This is a genomic window from Paenibacillus albidus (assembly GCF_014644435.1).
GTDB classification, from domain to species: domain Bacteria; phylum Bacillota; class Bacilli; order Paenibacillales; family Paenibacillaceae; genus Paenibacillus_AQ; species Paenibacillus_AQ albidus.
Map to the genome: position 1 here is coordinate 1 of NZ_BMKR01000021.1, position 16731 is coordinate 16731.

Below are 16731 nucleotides of genomic sequence, written 5' to 3' on the forward strand. Positions count from 1 at the left end.
CAACGCCGGTGGCAACACCGACACCAACGCCGGTGGTAACACCGACACCAACGCCGGTGGTAACACCGACACCAACGCCGGTGGCAACACCGACACCAACGCCGGTGGTAACACCGACACCAACGCCGGTGGTAACGCCAACACCAACGCCAGTGGTAACACCAGCGCCAACGCCGGAGGTAACACCGGCACCAGGCTCAGGAGTACCTTCAATACCAGTATCAAGCCCGACAGCCACACCTATAATCGGGACTATAGTGATTGAAGATGAACCTGTTCCGGCTGGACCTGTAGCAACAGAGACACCGACACCGACGCCAACGCCAACACCAACACCGGTGGTGACACCGACACCAGCGCCGGGCGATGACATCATCGTGATCGATGAAGATCCGGTGCCGTTCGGTCCTGCTGACCCAGTTACACCGACCCCGTCACCTTCACCGGCTCCTGCCGATACTGTGGTGCCAGATGAGGATATGCCGCTGGGAGGTCCGCCTGTAGCTCAGCTGCCAAAGACAGGAGAATCCAGTCCGGCGCCGTATTACTTGGCAGGTCTTGGATTGGCCGCGTTAGGATTATTGATGAGAACCCGCTTCTCCAAAAAGAATAAATAATCACTTCACAGCAAAGAGCCGCCTTCGGAGTATCTAATCCGGAGGGCGGCTCTTTTTTTAGGTTCCGCTATTAGTCGAAAGGCAGCATTTTGGCGCTGCCTGTGGGCATGTTATACTATTTTTACTGTTGTTCTCAAGCACATATCAAACTGGAAAAGGGGAGAACCCCATTGCTATGGATCATCATTATTCTCGCTGTAATCTTAGTTAGCGCTGCAGCTGTTACTTACGCCGGGTTCTTTTTCTATGGAGTGGCTGTCAAGCGGGCATCCAAAGAGTTCCTGGCCAAAAATGTAGACTTAAAAGCCGATCCTCCGGTTGCCGGGGCTTCATGGGGAGAAGGGAAAAGCTGGATCTCCCGCCAACAGTTTAGAAACCTTGAAATGATCTCGGATGACGGGCTGGTGCTGAAGGGGTACTATCTTGCATCGGACCGTGCAGAAGGCCGTACGGTTATCATTGCCCATGGATATTCAGGACAAGGCAAGGATATGGGGGCTTATGCCAAATTCTATGCAGAAAAACTGGGCTATAACGTGCTGATTCCCGATGCCCGGGGGCACGGAAGCAGCGGGGGCAGTTATATCGGCTTCGGCTGGCCGGAGCGCCGTGATTATGTGCGGTGGATTCAGCTTATGATTGAAGAGAACGGGCCGGATTCGCAAATTGTCCTGCATGGGGTATCCATGGGCGGAGCGACCGTACTGTCTACTTCGGGAGAAGAGCTGCCGCCGCAGGTCAAGGCCATCGTCTCTGACTGTGCGTTCTCTTCGGTGCAAGCCCAGTTGTCCTACCAGCTGCGGCGTATGTACCGTCTGCCAAGCTTCCCGTTTGTCCAGAGTGCCAGCCTGGTTACCCGTATGAAAGCAGGGTATTCCTTCGGCGAAGCTTCTGCTCTGAAACAGGTACGGAAGACCCGGATTCCGATTCTGTTTATTCACGGAGACAAGGACACATTTGTACCTTTTTTCATGATGGATGAGTTGTATGAGGCCTGCGGGAGTCCCAAGGAGAAATTCGTAGTGCCGGGTGCCGGCCATGGTTATGCGTATGATACGGATAATGCCGCTTATATAGACAGAGTTGCCGGTTTTGTTACTAAATATGTGCATTAATAAATGCTAATCTAACCCCTGAACGTAGACAGAGCCCGATATCCGCCAGCAGCGGTTATCGGGCTCTTATATTCTTTCCACACATGAGTGGCTTCCCTGAGCAGAAGAGGGATAACGCACACATGCCTTCTCGTTATATCCAATCCCCGCCGTTCGTGAGCAACGGGTGTATAATCCCTTGTTATTTCCAGCAGCCGTGTGGCGAGAGAAATCCTTCCAATACGACAAAAGCCCTACCTCTCTTTTGTCCTTGCGGCTCCATTGACCGCGCCAGTGTGAATCGGAATGCTATGTTTGAATTTAGTCTCATAAAAAGGAAGAGTACTGCAAGAAAACGTAAGGTTTTGTGTCCAAAATGCCGATAAATAGAATAAAAAATGGATCGGCTTGACATCTTCTTGATGGGAAAAGATATACGGAAAATCAATATTTCTATATTATAACACATGATTTGTATTTTGGCAATAAGTGTAGCTTTAACTTAGGGAGCGGACAGGTTGGCTTGCGCAGGCAGGCTGGAGACGGGGAACCTATGAATTTACACGTAGCAGAAAACTTACCCGGATCAAGCGGGATAAGCTAACGTGCCTATTTTGTGAACCCTGCCGTTTATATTCGACAAATGACGACTCCCTTCATTGAAGGATTGAAAGCGGGCCGTTATAATTAATGAGTCGGATTTTAATTAAAAAATAAGGGAGATCTTTATGAAACGCGCAGACGTGCTGCTGATTTCCATCGTTTTAGTTGCTGCGCTGGCTTTTCTCGCACCGAGGTGGTTTTCGGGCAATGACGATAAAGGTGGGCCTGGCCAGAATCTCGTGGCCAATGTGACGGTGGATGGCGAATTATTCCGGACTATTCAACTTACTAAGGAAGAACAAACGATTGAAATCCGTACAGACCGTGGCTATAACCTGTTGAAGGTGCATGATTATGGCATTGAAATGTACGAAGCGGATTGCCCGGATGAGGTATGTCTCGGGTTCGGCCATATTACCCGGCCCAAGCAGACTATTGTATGTCTGCCGCACCGTGTATTAGTGGAGATTGCCAGCTCGGCGGGGGAGGATGAAGTAGATGCCTATGTCCAGTAGTGAATCGGCGGCCGCTCTGAAAAGAACGGTAATCATCGCGATTTTTGCGGCGGTTGCTGTAGTGCTCAGCATAGTGGAAGCGCAGATTCCACTGGTCGGGATGGGACTGATGCCCGGTGCCAAGCTGGGGTTTGCCAACATTATGGTCTTGACCTGTATTTATTTTTTACGCGGGCGTGACGCTTTTGTACTGGTGATATTAAAGACCCTGCTGACGGCCTTTTTGCTGGGTACGTTCTCGAGTTTGCTCTTCAGTTTGTTCGGCTCCATTCTCAGCTTTGTTGTGATGTTCCTGCTGGTACGGCTTGGCGGCAAAAAGTTCAGCCTGATTGGGATCAGTATTGCCGGCGGACTGGCTCACAATGCGGGCCAGCTGCTGGCCGCGGCGATGGTCTTTGATTCCATGAGCATTTTGTACTATCTGCCGGTGCTGCTGATTACCGGGCTGGTAACAGGAATTGCCGTTGGTTTTGCAGTCCGTTATCTGGTGGCGTCGTTGTCCAAAATATCGCTGTTTGAAGAGTTTCTGGATTAAACGCTCAAGGCAACGGAAGGATGACTAACATGAATGAAACGTACAGACCGGTTCACGCAGCGGCCGGGGAGGAACAAATCTCCGTCTCTCTGAAGGAGGTGTCCTTCGGATACGACCCGGAGCACCCGATCCTGCAGGACATCACGCTCGCCGTTCCTCAGGGGCAATGGGTCAGTATTGTAGGGCCCAACGGCTGCGGCAAATCCACGCTGGTTAAGCTGCTGAATGCCCTGCTGCCCAAAAGTGGCGGAGAGATCGTGATCTGCGGCCATAAGCTTGAAGAAGAGACAATATCCGACATCCGGCAGTGCATAGGCATGGTGTTCCAGAATCCCGATAACCAGTTTATTGGGGCTACTGTGGAAGAGGATATCCTGTTCGGCCTGGAAGGCCTGTGTTTGCCTTACGCGGAGATGGAGAGCCGCCTGCATGTTTATGCCGCGAAGCTGGGGATAGACCATCTGATGTCCAAACATCCGGGAGAGCTGTCCGGAGGCCAGAAGCAGCGTGTTGCCATCGCGTCCATTCTTGCCATGGAGCCAGGCATCGTCATCTTTGACGAGGCCTCTTCCATGTTGGATGAAGGAAGCCGGAATGAGCTGCTGGGTATTTTGCAGGAGATGCGTACTGAAGGGAAATATACCATCCTGATGATCACGCATGATGCGGATGAAATTCTGGCAGCAGATCGTGTGGTGGCGCTGGCCGGAGGCCAGATTATAGCAGACGTCACTCCGGAAGAGCTGTTCCGCGACGAGGTGCTCCTTGCGGAATGCCACCTGCAGATGCCTTATCCTTGGCGGCTTGCCCGTGAATTGCACAGACGTGGTATCGATGCCGGTGTTGCCGCCGATGAAAAGGAGCTTATAGACAGGATATGGCCATTCAACTACAACAAGTAAGCTACATTTATGCGGACCGGAGCCTTTGGAAGCAGACTGCGCTCCATGACATTGATCTCGCGGTTCCGCAAGGCTCCATGGTGGGGATTGCCGGGGCGACGGGCTCCGGCAAATCGACGCTGCTGCAGCTGTTCAACGGCATTCTGAAACCGACCGGGGGCAGTGTGAGGGTGCTGGATGTTACGATAAAGGCCGGAGAGAAGTCGCCCAAGCTGCTGCCGCTGCGGCGGCGGGTTGGACTGGTGTTTCAATTCCCGGAACAGCAAATGTTCGAGGAGACTGTCGAGAAGGACTTGTGTTTTGGGCCGCTGAATTTTGGCCTGAGTCTGGAGGAGGCCAAGGAACGTGCACACCGTGCGCTGCTGGATATGGGCCTGGACCCGGCGCTGCTGGCGCGCAATCCGTTCAAGCTGAGCGGCGGGCAGATGCGCAAAGCGGCGATTGCTTCCGTGCTGGCCATGGACCCGGACATTCTCGTGCTGGATGAGCCGACGGCGACGCTGGATCCGCTCAGCCGCGCGGAACTGATCACGCTGCTTGAACGGCTTTGCCGGGAACAGGGCCGGACGGTCATTATCGTGACTCACCGGATGGATGAGCTGCTTCCTTATGCGGACAGCTGGGTAGTCCTGGAGAAAGGCCGCAAGGCGTTTCAAGGCAGCGCCCAGGAGCTGGCCCGGGACCCGTTTATTCTCGAGCAGTGCGGACTGACCGTACCGCAGTCCCTGCGTTACTGGCGGGCCGTCGCCGACCGTTTTGGGCTGGATAATGAAGCTCCATGCCTGACCGCCGAGAGCCTGGCGGAGCGGATCGCTTCCTTATGCGCACAGCCGGAAGAGGACGGCAGAGGGGAGAGGGATGGTTATGAATGAGAAGCTGCTGCTGGGCCGCAGTATAGAGACGGGATCATGGGTGCACAGGCTGGATGCACGCGCCAAACTTACCGGAATGATAGTATATGTGGCCATTATACTGTTGTCCCGTTCGTGGCTTGCCCTGGCACTGCTGGCGGTCTTTTCCTTGACAGTGATGGCTTCGACCCGCATTCCGCTGAAATATTTCATTAAAGCGGCCAAACCTCTGCGTTATCTGATGCTGTTTATCTTTATTGTACAGATGTTGTCCGTGAAGGAGGGGGCTGTCTGGTTCTCCGCCGGATCTTTTTCGCTGCATGAGGAGGGTTTGCGGCTGGGGGCCTTTTCGGTTATCCGGATGGTGTTCCTGATTACCTTCACGGCACTGCTGACCTTCACCACAACGCCCGGCAAGCTGAATCAGGGGCTGGAGGGGATCCTGTCTCCATTTCGCAGGCTTGGCCTCTCGCCGGACCGCATTACACTAATGATCAGCATTGCGCTGCGTTTCATACCGACAATACTGGATGAAGCACAGATTATCATGAAGGCGCAGGCTTCACGGGGGGCGGATCTGCAAGAGCTGTCCCTGAAGGAAAAGGCCAAGATGCTTGTATCCCTGCTGGTGCCCGTCATTTCCAGCGCATTCCGGCGGGCGCAGGATCTGGTCTATTCCATGGAGGCGCGTGGCTTCCGTATGGATGCCCGGCGCAGCCGCTATCACCGCCCGAAGTGGGGCGGGGCCGATACTGCTTTTATAGCGATGTTTGTGGTGCTTGGGATTGCCATAGTCATCCTGTAAAGGCTATTACACGGAAATTTGGATTGTTTGATTTGAGAGTACAACGGGAGGGAACAAAATGGCACGTTATTTTAATGGTAAAGAGATTGAACTACTCGCACCGGCCGGCACATTTGAAATTTTCAGGGAAGTGGTTAAGTCCCGCTGTGATGCCGTTTATTTTGGCGGACCGGTTCTTAATATGCGAATGATGCGCAAGGGATATAACCTGTCCCACGAGGAAATTGTGGAGGCACTGGATATCGCTCACCGGCTTAATAAAAAAGTGTATATCACTGTCAACAACCTGTTCAGCGAGGAGGATGTGGAAGAAGCCAGGGAGTATCTGCGGTTTCTGGATCATGCCCGCCCGGATGCGCTGATTGTACAGGACATGGCTGTGCTGGAGCTGATTCGCGAAATGGAGCTCACCGTACCCATTCACGCCTCAGTGATGATGAATGTGCACAACCTGGAGATGATTCACGCCTTACGTGATCTCGGGGTGAGCAGGGTGGTGACGTCGCGGGAGATGGACTTGCAGACTGCCAAGCTGTTAGCCCAGGGCAGCGGCATGGAGCTGGAATATTTCGTGCACGGCGATATGTGCTCTGTCCACGGGGCGAACTGCTACTTTAGCTCCCAGGTATTCGGCATGAGCAGCAACCGGGGCAAATGTATGAAGCCTTGCCGCTGGGATTACCGGATCAAACGGGACGGATATGTCTTTCCGGCTGAATACCCGCTGGCGGTCAAAGATATGTTCATGTATGAGCATCTCCCTGAACTGATTGAATCGGGGATTACCTCCTTCAAGATCGAAGGGCGGATGCGCGACAAGGAATTTATGGTGAGCCTGGCCAACAGCTATGGTGAAGCCATTGACCGTTACATTGATGATCCGCTTGGCTTCGACCGTAGAGTGGACTCGAAAGAGTTGTACAAAAACCGCAAACGGGATTTTTCGACCGCCTATGCTTTTGGCAGACCGGGCTTGTCCAATATTAACCGCCGGTATGAAGGCACGGGTAAATTCTATAGTACTGGCAAAGTATTCAGTACCCCTACCGCAGAACGGGAGTTGTCGGAGGAGCGTGTGGAACAGCTGCGGGAACGATTGGCGGAAGCGGGCAGAGCCCCGCAAGGAAAGCCGGAGCTCGCGGTGCGTGTGAACAATATGGAACAAGCCCGGGTGGTACTGGAGCAGGGCGTGGAGAATCTGTACCTGTCAGGCGATGTGTATGAGCCGGATCGGCCTTTTACGAAGAAAGACATACAAGAACTGGGTGCGCTCAAAGGGAATACCAAGCTGTATCTGGGCATGCCGCGGATGATGACAGAGCTGCATTTTGATATGTATGATCAGCTGCTGGGCGGAGAACGGCTGCCGATTGACGGATTGCTGGTGACCAATCTGGGCGCGATCCGCCGTTACAGAACTTCGGGTTATGGCATGATCGGCGACGCTAATCTGAATGTGTACAATCATCTGTCCGCCGGACTTTATGCGGGGCTGGGCCTTACTAAGCTTACAGTTTCACCGGAGATGACTCTGGAGCATTTTACCGCTTTTACTTCCCGTTGTGAGCTGCCGCTGGAGGTTGTGGTGCATGGGACACCGGCTTTGATGTATATGGAGCATGATTTGGTTGAGAACACCGAAGTGATGGAGCCGATCGGCCAGGAAGACAATAGGTATGTCAGCAACGATGTGCTCGTGCTCAAGACAGATCAAGGGGAGAATCCCGTATACCGCGACCAGTATGGACGTTGCCATCTATTATTCGCCAAGGAGCTCTGTTACCTGCCTATGCTGAATGAGATGAGCGGACTGGGCATATCCTGTTTCCGGATTGAGGGTGCGACTTATCACGCAGACCAACTTCGCGGCATTATTGCATCCTATCAAAATAAACTGAATGGCCCCGATTCCGGCAGCGGGTTGCTCGGCGGTTTGCAGCCGGTGTATGCAGGGTTTACGCTTGGTTCGCTACAGTTCAATTAATGTTCTTAAAATTTGAAATATACGAGTCCGATTAGATTCAGCAATATGTTACACTATAGTAAGTTATTAATTTCACAAAGTTTGTGATATTCGGATTGGAAAGTGAGGGTTCGCTCATGGTGCATCAGGAGTTCATAGGAAGAGAAGCGGTAGTGGCGAAAAGGGGGGAGTATTTCTACCCGTGCACGGTGCACTTTTACCGGGATTCACCCCAGCTTGTGCGTGGGAGCATGCAGTTTGTATATGATGAAAAAGGCAAGCGGTACACCGATTTTTTTGCCGGTGTGTCGGTAGTGGCTTGCGGCCACTGCAACCCGGCCATCACATCCAGGACCATAGAGCAGCTGCAGCAGCTCCAGCATACAACGACGATCTATCTTACCCAGCCTGCTGTGGATTTGGCGGAACGGCTGGCGGAAGTGCTGCCGGGCAGCATGTGCCGAACGTTTTTCGTCAACAGCGGCTCCGAAGCGAACGAAGGTGCTTTGCTGCTGGCCCGCATGCATACCGGCCGCCAAGGGTTCCTGGCGCTGGAGAGCGGACTGCATGGACGCACCAATCTGACCATGAGTGTAACCGGTCTGCCCATGTGGAGAACGGACCGCTATCTGGCCGAAGAGGTATCCTTTATCGAACGGCCCTATCATCCGGAGCTTAGCCTGGATGATGCGGCAACGAGGTCGCTGGAGAGCCTGAAGCGTGTTCTGGAACAGAAGGGGCATAGCTTTGCGGCCATGATCGTAGAGCCTATCCAGGGGAATGGAGGCATGATTATGCCGGTCTCCTGGTATTTCCGTGAGCTGAAGGCACTGCTGGATGAGCATGGTGTACTGCTGATCGCCGACGAGATTCAGACTGGCTTTGGCCGGACCGGAGCGATGTTCGCTATGGAGCATTTCGGGGTGGTGCCGGATATCATCAGTATGGCAAAAGCGCTGGGCAATGGTGTTCCGGTAGCTGCATTCGCAACAACGGATGATATTGCCCTTTCGCTGAACCGGCCGTCTGCCTCCACCTTCGGCGGGAACCCGGTCTCTGCGGCTACAGCGCTGGCCGTACTGGATTATATCCGGGATGAGCGACTGCCGGAACGATCCGCAGAGCTGGGCCAACGTCTGCAGGCGGGACTACTGGCCTTGCAGGAACGTTACCCGGAACTGATTGCCGATGTCCGGGGAACCGGGCTGATGCTGGGGGCGGAACTTAGCGGTGAAGACGCAGCGGCTGCGGCCGGGATCACCGATGATATTCTGGAAGAGATGAAGGACCGCGGCTACTTGATTGGCAAAAACGGAGTAGGCCGCAATGTGCTGGCTTTCCAGCCCCCTCTGATCATCACAGCCGGGGATATTGATGGTATGATTGCTGTATTGGATGAAGTGCTGCTTCAAGTACGGAACAGGAAATGAAGAAAGAGGAATAATGCTATGGTTATATTCAATGTATTCAAAAACGCTGCACTCAAGCTGAAGTTGTTCAGTGAACTGGTAATGTTCTCGCACACGTTATTTTCACTGCCTTTTGCGATCATCTCGATGGTCTGGGCGGCAGGCGGATGGCCTTCGGGACATGTAATGCTGTGGGGACTTATCGCTTTGATCGGGGCACGTAATGGCGCCAATGCGTTCAACCGCCTGGTAGACCGTACGTTTGACGGCCAGAATCCGCGTACGGCGCACCGGCATTTACCGCAGCGGCTGCTGGCAGAAAAAGAAGTTATTTTATTCATTATTATTAACTACGTCCTGTTCATCGCTGCTTCCGGTATGCTGAATTTATTATGTCTGTTGCTGTCTCCGGTAGCGATCGTACTCATTTCGTCGTATTCCTACACCAAGCGGTTCACGTTCCTCAGCCATCTGTATCTGGGTTTTGTGATTGCTTCCGCGCCGATTGGCGCCTGGTTTGCTGTGACGGGGACGATTGCCTTTACGCCTTTTGTGATCGGAACTGTCGTAATGCTCTGGATTGCCGGTTTTGACATTATTTATGGCACCCAGGATATTGATTTTGACCGGCGGCATGGACTTTGGTCGATCCCGAGTTTTTTCGGCCTCGAGAATGCCCTGCGAATCTCAAAAGGGCTGCATTTCATCATGATCATGCTGTTGCTGCTTCTGTATTTATGGCGTGATCTTGGCTGGATTTATCTGGTGGGCATTGGCCTGGCTACCATGCTCTTAATGACTGAACACAAGATTATCAAACCCTCGAACCGCCGCTTGATGCATGTGGCTTCTTATAATCTGAATCAGGTCATCAGTATGGTGATTTTGTTCAGTGCGCTGGCAGATTATTTTTATTTGGGCTAGGGCAACGGGGCGGGGAGGCGCTTCACTGCGCAGAATATTTGGACTTCCGGTCGCTGTTAGGCTCAGATTTCTTTAATTGTAGCAGGAGTCAGCGGTAGAAATCCGACCCTAAAGGCGAACGCTGCGCTCCTCCAGTTCCAAAATTCCGCTCCGTTCCGTCCCTGATCTGCTGGTAGCTGAAGCTTGAGTCTTTAGCGATGCTGTGTATACCGGTTACCCGGGTGAAGATTCTGCACCGCTGTAAGCTCCTCGGCAGAGAGCGGAGGGGTCTTTGCGGCGGATACGTTTTGCCGCAGCTGCTCCAGGCTGCTCGCACCGGGGATAATTACGGCTACGGCCGGATGGGCCAGCGGATAACGCAGCGCGGTTTGGGAGATGGATCGGGTGCTGCCGGCCAGCTCGACCAGACGCTTATGCATTTCCGGCAGCTCCGCGCTGCTGTAATTCAAGTATCCCTTGGCCATTTTTCGCTGCCCGTACTCTGTGAGAATGCCGCCGGCGAGCGGACCACGGGCGATCAGGCTAATCCCGTGCTCTGCGAGCAGCGGGAGTACTTCTTCCTCGGGCCGTCTGTCGAGAATGTTGTATTGGCTCATAACACTGACAATGCCGGAGTGCTTCACATATTCACGAATGACATTTGGGCGGATGGAAGAAATGCCGTAATACCTGATAACCCCATCTTGTTTCAGCTCTTCAAAAGCTTCGATGGTTTCCCCGATCCGGTCCTCCATGGTTCCGCCATGCAGCTGGTAGAGGTCGATGTAATCCGTTTGCAGCCGTCTAAGGCTGTCTTTGACCGCCGACTTAATATAAGACTTCGATGCATCCCAGCTCCACCCGTCCTGACCCGGGATTCTGCGGTTGCCTACCTTGGTTGCCAGCACAACGTCCGCACGACGGTGACGGATGGCTTTGCCTACGATTTCTTCATTCAGCCCTGCATCATATAAATCTGCCGTATCGAGAAAGTTAATGCCCTCCGCTAATGCTTCATCCACAATCGCAACGGCCTTGGCTTCCTCCGTCCCGAGCGACATACAGCCTAAACCGATTTCACTTACGTATAATTCCGATTGACCCAAGCGGTTTTTATTCATCATCTGATCCTTTCTGTAATCCGTTTTATTACTTTATTATAACCATGAACGGTATCCGAAGAGTAGTCTCTACGGATGAGGTCTAATACAGTGGAAATGGGAAACACTCTTCTCCGGAGCAATAACAAGAAAAAAGCTGCCCGCCAGCCATTAAGGCAGCTGGGGCAGCTTGTTAGGTCATAAATGATTAATGGTCACGTCCTGCGAAATACTGGAGCAGAGTCTTTAGATCAGTATGAGCCGGATAATGAGAGAGCTGCTCGACAATGGCAGCGGCCTGTTCCAGGTAATCTTGGCTGACTTGCTCAGTACGGTAAAGAGCATCGCTGTTCTTGATCAGCTGCAATACGGTATCCACTTCCGCCTCGGAGGAGGCGGGGCCAATGGTGCGAATTGCAGGTGCGAGCTTCGGGTCCTGGAGGGCGAACAGCACAGGCAGTGTGACCTGACCATGCCGCAGGTCACTTCCAGCCGGTTTGCCGAGTACCTCTGCAGACTGCGTGAAATCCAGCAGATCATCCTGAATTTGAAAAGACATGCCAAGCGCTTCGCCGAACGTGTACAGCAGGTCTGCGATCTCCTCGGGGCTCTCTGCCGAGAGGGCGCCTACCCGTAAGCAGGTGGCCATCAGCAGGGCTGTTTTGTTGCGTGATTTCTCAAAATACTGCTCCATGGTGAGATCATAATCGTATGCATGCTCCATTTGTTGATATTCGCCGAGACAAAGCTGGGCGGTAGCGACAGAGGATAGATCATGCACGTAACGATTCTTGTCTCCGGTATATTTACTTAGGAGCTCAATGACCCGGGCAGACATATAGTTGCCAATATGCACAGCCGGTAAAACACCGGTTCTGGTATGAAGTGCGGGTTCACCGCGCCGCAGCTCGGCATTATCAATAATATCGTCATGAATTAAAGAAGCGGCGTGGATAAATTCAGCGGCAGCAGACAGTTGCAGGGTTCTGCGGTCAACCGGCTTGCGTCCGAAGCGGCTGCCCACGATCACCATCAGCGGGCGCAGGCGTTTGCCTCCCGAGCCAATGAGTCCAAGAATACTCTGCTGCAGTTGGGAACGGGGCGGGACATCTTTATCACGTGCGACCAAATTCTCGATTTCGCGGTTAATTTGATTAAGATTGATATTTAAGGCTTCATGCAGCTTCATTATGGATTCCCACCTGTCAAATGGCTTTGCTTGTGCGATTACGTCCCTTGTACTCCTGGTCCAGGAACAGCGCCATTTCAGCAGCCGGATTTTCTTGGGTCCAATCTCCGCTCGAGCGCCTGATCTGCATTTTTTTAATGGATGGGGCCAGATAGGCCACCAGGTCAAGCTCACGGCATTTCACGGCAAACTGCAAATAAAAGCTGTACAGATAATCTCCGTCCAAAATGTTGCGGGTGAGGTCGGGATGATGTGGGACACATTCCATATGACGCTGTGCAGCCAGCGTGAGAATAGTGTAAAGGCCAAGCAAATGGACTTTGCGGGTGTATTCCAGATCATAGCGTTCCAGTACCGGGAGCAGCTGCTCACATTCGACCAGAGAGAGATGAAGCTGAATACCGGCGATCGGTGATATTTCAGCTTGCAGCAACCGGAAGGTATCTTCAATGAGTTGTCTGTTCACAAGATTCTCTCCTTCTTGTCGGTTTTGCCGGAAGAAACCCTATCCCAGATTATCCCTACAAAACCCTTCTTTAAAAATGTCCTGCTATCCTAAAAATGACAGGTGACGTCTGTTTTCTGCTTGTTAAATAAGGAGAGTAATGTGTCAGAAGGACACATTACTCTAAAAGTACCTCATATGAGCTATATAAACACAGAATCTACACAAATTAAGAATATCATTGGATTATCCCCTGAAGGGTCATGAAATAATAATCTTATCAGTCCGTGTACAAGTACCAACGCCGTACGAGCGGGAGTCTCTTCCACTGCTTTTTGAGCCAAGGGAGTACATAGTAGTCCAGGCCAAAGGTGCTGCCCGATCCGCCGATGCAGGCAATCGCAGCTGCCACGTACCACAGCATTTCTGTAGAGGCCATTTTGGAAGACCAGATCATTGCGGCCATTCCTATCGTAACTATGGAAGACAGGGCTGTGAACAGACCAACGATAAGCATAATACCGAAGACGATCTCGGCACATACCATACCGATTTGGAACCATTTCGCGAGGAAGGTGTAGCTTCCGTCGGTGTTGTAGAACATAAGATCCATGAACCAGTTGGTGATGTCATAGACAAAACCCGGAACCGGCAAGGCTTGAACGGCTTCTTTAGCCGTGGACACTGCGGAAGCTGCCGATTGTGCGTCTACCGTGTCCTTGACTGCGTCTACCGCTTGGCTTGCTGCCGATGCAGCATCTGTAGCATAAGGAGCGGCAGGGATCAGGAAGATCTTATTCGGGTCTTCCCATATCTTCTTAAGCTTGTCGATTCCTTCATATAACCACATTCCCCCGAGCAGAACACGGAGCGGAACGATCCAGAAATTCGGCGAGCGTTTGGAGAAATGGCCGCCCAGAAAGCTCTTGCGGTTCTCCACATGGAAGAATTCATGCATCATATAAGTCCAAACTTTATTGAAGCCAACAACCTGTGACAGGTAGAACATGTTAATCATATGTTTGGACAACATCGCCATGAAGCCGGTAAGCATGAACAATTTGCCTGGAAGTCCGACATTTGCAACGCCGTAGCGGCTGCCGATGGATACCATCGTGCCGTGGAAAGCGGGCTTGTAGGCTTTCTTGGCCGTGCCGTTAATGTCTGCCGCAATGTTGCCGGCCACTACCGGAGCCGCTTGTTCTGCGTTCTCAACCATTTGCGGAACAGGACGGGTCTCACCTTCAGGGATGTAGAAGATATTGTCCCCAACTACGTAAACATTCTTGTGGTCCACACTTTCCAGGTGTTCATTGGTAACGATCCGCTTGCGTCCTTCTTGCTTCACTTCAAGGTTGCCTACGATCTCGGAGCCTTCAACACCGGCAGTCCAAACGACAGTGTGCGCATCCACTACGTTTTTCTCGCCAAGGGCAATATTGCCTTTGCCTACTTCGGTGATTTTGGCGCCGGTCACGATTTCTACATTAAGTTTCTTCAGATAAGCCGTTGCTTTCTGGATCAGCTTATCCGGCAGGATCGGCAGGATCTTAGGTGCCATATCCGCAACGACCAGCCGCACATCGGAAGGATCAATGTAGAACTCTTTGCAGAGCTCTTCGCGGTACTCCGCCATCTCGCCTACGAGTTCAACGCCGGTAAACCCTGCACCAATGATGACAAAGGTCAGCATGGAGCGGCGGACCGCCACATTTTTTTCCTTCGCGGCTTGGGTGAACATATCGCGGATTTGACGCTTCAGGGCTACTGCATCGTCATTGGACCAGAAGGAGAAGGTGTTTTCTTCTGCGCCCGGAATCCCGAAGAAAGTCGGTTTGCTTCCTGTGCCGATAACAAGGTAATCATAGGCATAGGCAGCTTTATCGGATGTAAGCTTTTTGCCTTTGAAATCAATATTGCTGATTTCATCGAGAACAACATCTACTTTAAGGCCAGCAAAGATTTTTTTAAGATCAATTTTGATCGAATCCTCAGGAGCGCGGTTTGCGGAAACCTCATGCAGCTCAGTCAATAGAGTGTGGTATGGATTTCGGTCAATCAGCTTGATTTCAACTTCTTTGTTGTTCTTAAATTTCTTCGCTAGTTTTTTGGCCGTAAGAACGCCGCCGTAACCGCCGCCCAAAATGACTATTTTTTTCAAAAGAAACTCACCTCATTCGTCTGATTAGCTGCAAGAGGGCCTACGAATTATTTCGCGCCTTCAAGTGCTTTTTCTGCCAGTGTAAAGTATTCGCCAACATGGATGCTTACGCCGGAAATGGCATCGGTTTTGCCTTCGGCATCCAGAGTGGGAGCAGCACCTTTGTTCTCAAGGAAATAAGCTTCGGCTTTCTCGATTTCTTCATGCCATTCAGCTTGTGCGCCGCCAGCTTTCATGCCATATTTGCCATCGATGGAGAACTGTTTCTTGTCATCGCCGGCTTCATTAACACCGCTGAATTTGACAGCTACGATGTTGCCTGCGGCTACAGTCAGGTCCACAGTGGATTTCCAGCCGGATTTGGCATCCATTTCACCTTCGGCATGGTAACCTCCGTCTTTATAAGTGCCAACTTCTACAGGACCGGCAGCCAGAGCGGCTTTGGCGGATTCTACGAAGTCGTTGACATGTACGGATACGCCGGAAACGGCATCAGTCTTGCCTTCTGCGTCAAATGCAATGGCAGCTGGATCTTGCTTCTCTACCAGGAACGCTTCAGCTTTGGCCGCTTGTTCATGCCATTCAGCTTGTGCGCCGCCTTTTTCCACCAGGCCGTATTTGCCGTCTTCGGATACTTTTTTCTTCAAATCGCCAGCGTTGTTTATGTTAAAAGCATTCCAGTCAGCCTTGGTGATCTTGCCGCCTTCAACTGTGAGCAGGGAATACGTCTGCCAGCCGGTCTTCTCATCAGCAGGAACTGTACCAAAGTAAGTACCGTCTTGATAAGCGCCAGCCTCACTTGCAGCAGGAGCCTTGGTGGCGTCAGCAGCAGGGGCAGTTGTCTCAGCAGGTGTGTTGGATGCGGCAGGGGCATTATCTGTATTGCTGCCACAGCCTGCAAGCAGACCCAGCATTAGAGCGCTCGACAAAATTACAGAAAACTTTTTCATTTGATATGACCTCCAAAAAAATAGTTTAAAATATATATATTAAAATGTAAAACATTTTAATAGCTAAGGAAGTGATAAAAATCACTTTCTAAATGACATAAATCACTTTTGAATTGGACTGTAGACCTATAATATAACAGCTATATGACATATATCGGCATCCATTAAAAAAAAATTTAATAATTTGCTTTCTGGTTCGATGGCATTTTAGCACAGATATAAGTTTTAAATATGTGAAAAAAATCACTTAGAATAACAATAATTAATTCATACCTGAATTATATCAAATTTTAAGATATATGAATACCTTATTTAAAAGACTATTATGTGACAAAATACGACGTACTTCGTGGGTAGAGAAGCTGGCTTTTCCAGATTCGTCTCAAATCTTATCGGGTAATAGTCTCTTGTCGAGGCATTTAGCAAACCAAAACTTCAAAGAGCTAAGGAGATGAGCACAAATGGACAGCAACGTATTTAAGGGAAAGTGGATGCAGCTCAAAGGCGAAGCCAAGAAGCAATGGGGCAAGCTGACTGACGATGACCTGGATGTAATTGATGGTGAGAAGGATAAGCTGGTAGGAAAGCTGCAGGAACGGTATGGTCATACCAAGGATGCGGCAGAAGTGGAGTACGAAACATGGGGCCGCTCGTACCGTGATTAATGTATAAATACAGCCCCCTGGTGT

General features: G+C 51.4%; 16 protein-coding genes. 11 read left to right on the plus strand and 5 right to left on the minus strand.

The genetic code is table 11. The features are described from left to right. From IEY53_RS35760 to IEY53_RS21310, 10 genes are all read left to right on the plus strand, one after another. On the plus strand, nucleotides 1-617 hold a 617-nt coding region (locus tag IEY53_RS35760), incomplete at its 5' end, for an LPXTG cell wall anchor domain-containing protein (RefSeq protein ID WP_189028565.1). Between the two features lie 179 nt (nucleotides 618-796). Beyond that, complete coding sequence (locus IEY53_RS21270) at nucleotides 797-1732, plus strand: alpha/beta hydrolase (RefSeq protein ID WP_373293904.1); 936 nt, start codon at nucleotides 797-799, stop codon at nucleotides 1730-1732. A gap of 707 nt (nucleotides 1733-2439) precedes the next feature. Beyond that, entirely contained in the window at nucleotides 2440-2829 is a 390-nt protein-coding gene (locus IEY53_RS21275) for a NusG domain II-containing protein (protein ID WP_189028569.1), read from the plus strand. Continuing rightward, entirely contained in the window at nucleotides 2813-3364 is a 552-nt protein-coding gene (locus tag IEY53_RS21280) for a Gx transporter family protein (RefSeq protein ID WP_189028571.1), read from the plus strand. The genes IEY53_RS21275 and IEY53_RS21280 overlap by 17 nt, the downstream gene beginning before the upstream one ends. A gap of 29 nt (nucleotides 3365-3393) precedes the next feature. After that, the gene (locus IEY53_RS21285; RefSeq protein WP_189028573.1) at nucleotides 3394-4266 is read left to right on the plus strand and encodes an ATP-binding cassette domain-containing protein; all 873 of its coding nucleotides are present in this window, start codon (nucleotides 3394-3396) and stop codon (nucleotides 4264-4266) included. Continuing rightward, entirely contained in the window at nucleotides 4242-5138 is an 897-nt protein-coding gene (locus tag IEY53_RS21290) for an energy-coupling factor transporter ATPase (protein ID WP_189028574.1), read from the plus strand. Before IEY53_RS21285 ends, IEY53_RS21290 begins: the two co-directional genes overlap by 25 nt. After that, complete coding sequence (locus IEY53_RS21295) at nucleotides 5131-5922, plus strand: energy-coupling factor transporter transmembrane component T family protein (RefSeq protein ID WP_189028576.1); 792 nt, start codon at nucleotides 5131-5133, stop codon at nucleotides 5920-5922. The genes IEY53_RS21290 and IEY53_RS21295 overlap by 8 nt, the downstream gene beginning before the upstream one ends. Before the next feature lie 58 nt (nucleotides 5923-5980). Next, nucleotides 5981-7906: a peptidase U32 family protein gene (locus IEY53_RS21300; RefSeq protein WP_189028578.1), complete on the plus strand. Its 1926-nt coding sequence runs from the start codon at nucleotides 5981-5983 to the stop codon at nucleotides 7904-7906. 116 nt (nucleotides 7907-8022) lie between these two features. Beyond that, complete coding sequence (locus IEY53_RS21305) at nucleotides 8023-9315, plus strand: aspartate aminotransferase family protein (RefSeq protein ID WP_189028580.1); 1293 nt, start codon at nucleotides 8023-8025, stop codon at nucleotides 9313-9315. Between the two features lie 18 nt (nucleotides 9316-9333). Beyond that, nucleotides 9334-10218: a UbiA-like polyprenyltransferase gene (locus tag IEY53_RS21310; protein WP_189028582.1), complete on the plus strand. Its 885-nt coding sequence runs from the start codon at nucleotides 9334-9336 to the stop codon at nucleotides 10216-10218. 191 nt (nucleotides 10219-10409) lie between these two features. Here the strand turns inward: IEY53_RS21310 and IEY53_RS21315 are convergent, their stop codons facing one another. The 5 genes from IEY53_RS21315 to IEY53_RS21335 all read right to left on the minus strand — a co-directional run bounded on the left by IEY53_RS21315 (nucleotide 10410) and on the right by IEY53_RS21335 (nucleotide 16042). Then, nucleotides 10410-11318, minus strand: coding sequence for an aldo/keto reductase (locus tag IEY53_RS21315; RefSeq protein ID WP_189028584.1), 909 nt, complete (start codon nucleotides 11316-11318; stop codon nucleotides 10410-10412). Between the two features lie 187 nt (nucleotides 11319-11505). Further along, nucleotides 11506-12486, minus strand: a complete 981-nt coding sequence (locus IEY53_RS21320; protein WP_189028586.1) for a polyprenyl synthetase family protein — start codon at nucleotides 12484-12486, stop codon at nucleotides 11506-11508. A 16-nt stretch (nucleotides 12487-12502) separates the two neighbouring features. Then, on the minus strand, nucleotides 12503-12952 hold the full coding sequence (locus tag IEY53_RS21325) for a hypothetical protein (RefSeq protein WP_189028588.1): 450 nt from the start codon (nucleotides 12950-12952) through the stop codon (nucleotides 12503-12505). 259 nt (nucleotides 12953-13211) lie between these two features. Beyond that, the gene (locus IEY53_RS21330) at nucleotides 13212-15092 is read right to left on the minus strand and encodes an FAD-dependent oxidoreductase (RefSeq protein ID WP_189028589.1); all 1881 of its coding nucleotides are present in this window, start codon (nucleotides 15090-15092) and stop codon (nucleotides 13212-13214) included. Nucleotides 15093-15139: 47 nt separating this feature from the next. Further along, nucleotides 15140-16042, minus strand: coding sequence for an FMN-binding protein (locus IEY53_RS21335; RefSeq protein WP_189028591.1), 903 nt, complete (start codon nucleotides 16040-16042; stop codon nucleotides 15140-15142). 461 nt (nucleotides 16043-16503) lie between these two features. Between IEY53_RS21335 and IEY53_RS21340 the strand changes: the two genes are divergently transcribed. After that, nucleotides 16504-16707, plus strand: coding sequence for a CsbD family protein (locus IEY53_RS21340; protein WP_189028593.1), 204 nt, complete (start codon nucleotides 16504-16506; stop codon nucleotides 16705-16707). Nucleotides 16708-16731: the final 24 nt, after the last annotated feature.

Excerpts from the sequence above, each read along its gene's own strand:
- IEY53_RS21275 (WP_189028569.1), top strand. The coding sequence starts at position 2,440 with ATGAAACGCGCAGACGTGCTGCTGATTTCCATCGTTTTAGTTGCTGCG.
- IEY53_RS21280 (WP_189028571.1), top strand. The coding sequence starts at position 2,813 with ATGCCTATGTCCAGTAGTGAATCGGCGGCCGCTCTGAAAAGAACGGTA.
- IEY53_RS21285 (WP_189028573.1), top strand. The coding sequence starts at position 3,394 with ATGAATGAAACGTACAGACCGGTTCACGCAGCGGCCGGGGAGGAACAA.
- IEY53_RS21290 (WP_189028574.1), top strand. The coding sequence starts at position 4,242 with ATGGCCATTCAACTACAACAAGTAAGCTACATTTATGCGGACCGGAGC.
- IEY53_RS21295 (WP_189028576.1), top strand. The coding sequence starts at position 5,131 with ATGAATGAGAAGCTGCTGCTGGGCCGCAGTATAGAGACGGGATCATGG.
- IEY53_RS21300 (WP_189028578.1), top strand. The coding sequence starts at position 5,981 with ATGGCACGTTATTTTAATGGTAAAGAGATTGAACTACTCGCACCGGCC.
- IEY53_RS21305 (WP_189028580.1), top strand. The coding sequence starts at position 8,023 with ATGGTGCATCAGGAGTTCATAGGAAGAGAAGCGGTAGTGGCGAAAAGG.
- IEY53_RS21310 (WP_189028582.1), top strand. The coding sequence starts at position 9,334 with ATGGTTATATTCAATGTATTCAAAAACGCTGCACTCAAGCTGAAGTTG.
- IEY53_RS21315 (WP_189028584.1), bottom strand. The coding sequence starts at position 11,318 with ATGAATAAAAACCGCTTGGGTCAATCGGAATTATACGTAAGTGAAATC.
- IEY53_RS21320 (WP_189028586.1), bottom strand. The coding sequence starts at position 12,486 with ATGAAGCTGCATGAAGCCTTAAATATCAATCTTAATCAAATTAACCGC.
- IEY53_RS21335 (WP_189028591.1), bottom strand. The coding sequence starts at position 16,042 with ATGAAAAAGTTTTCTGTAATTTTGTCGAGCGCTCTAATGCTGGGTCTG.
- IEY53_RS21340 (WP_189028593.1), top strand. The coding sequence starts at position 16,504 with ATGGACAGCAACGTATTTAAGGGAAAGTGGATGCAGCTCAAAGGCGAA.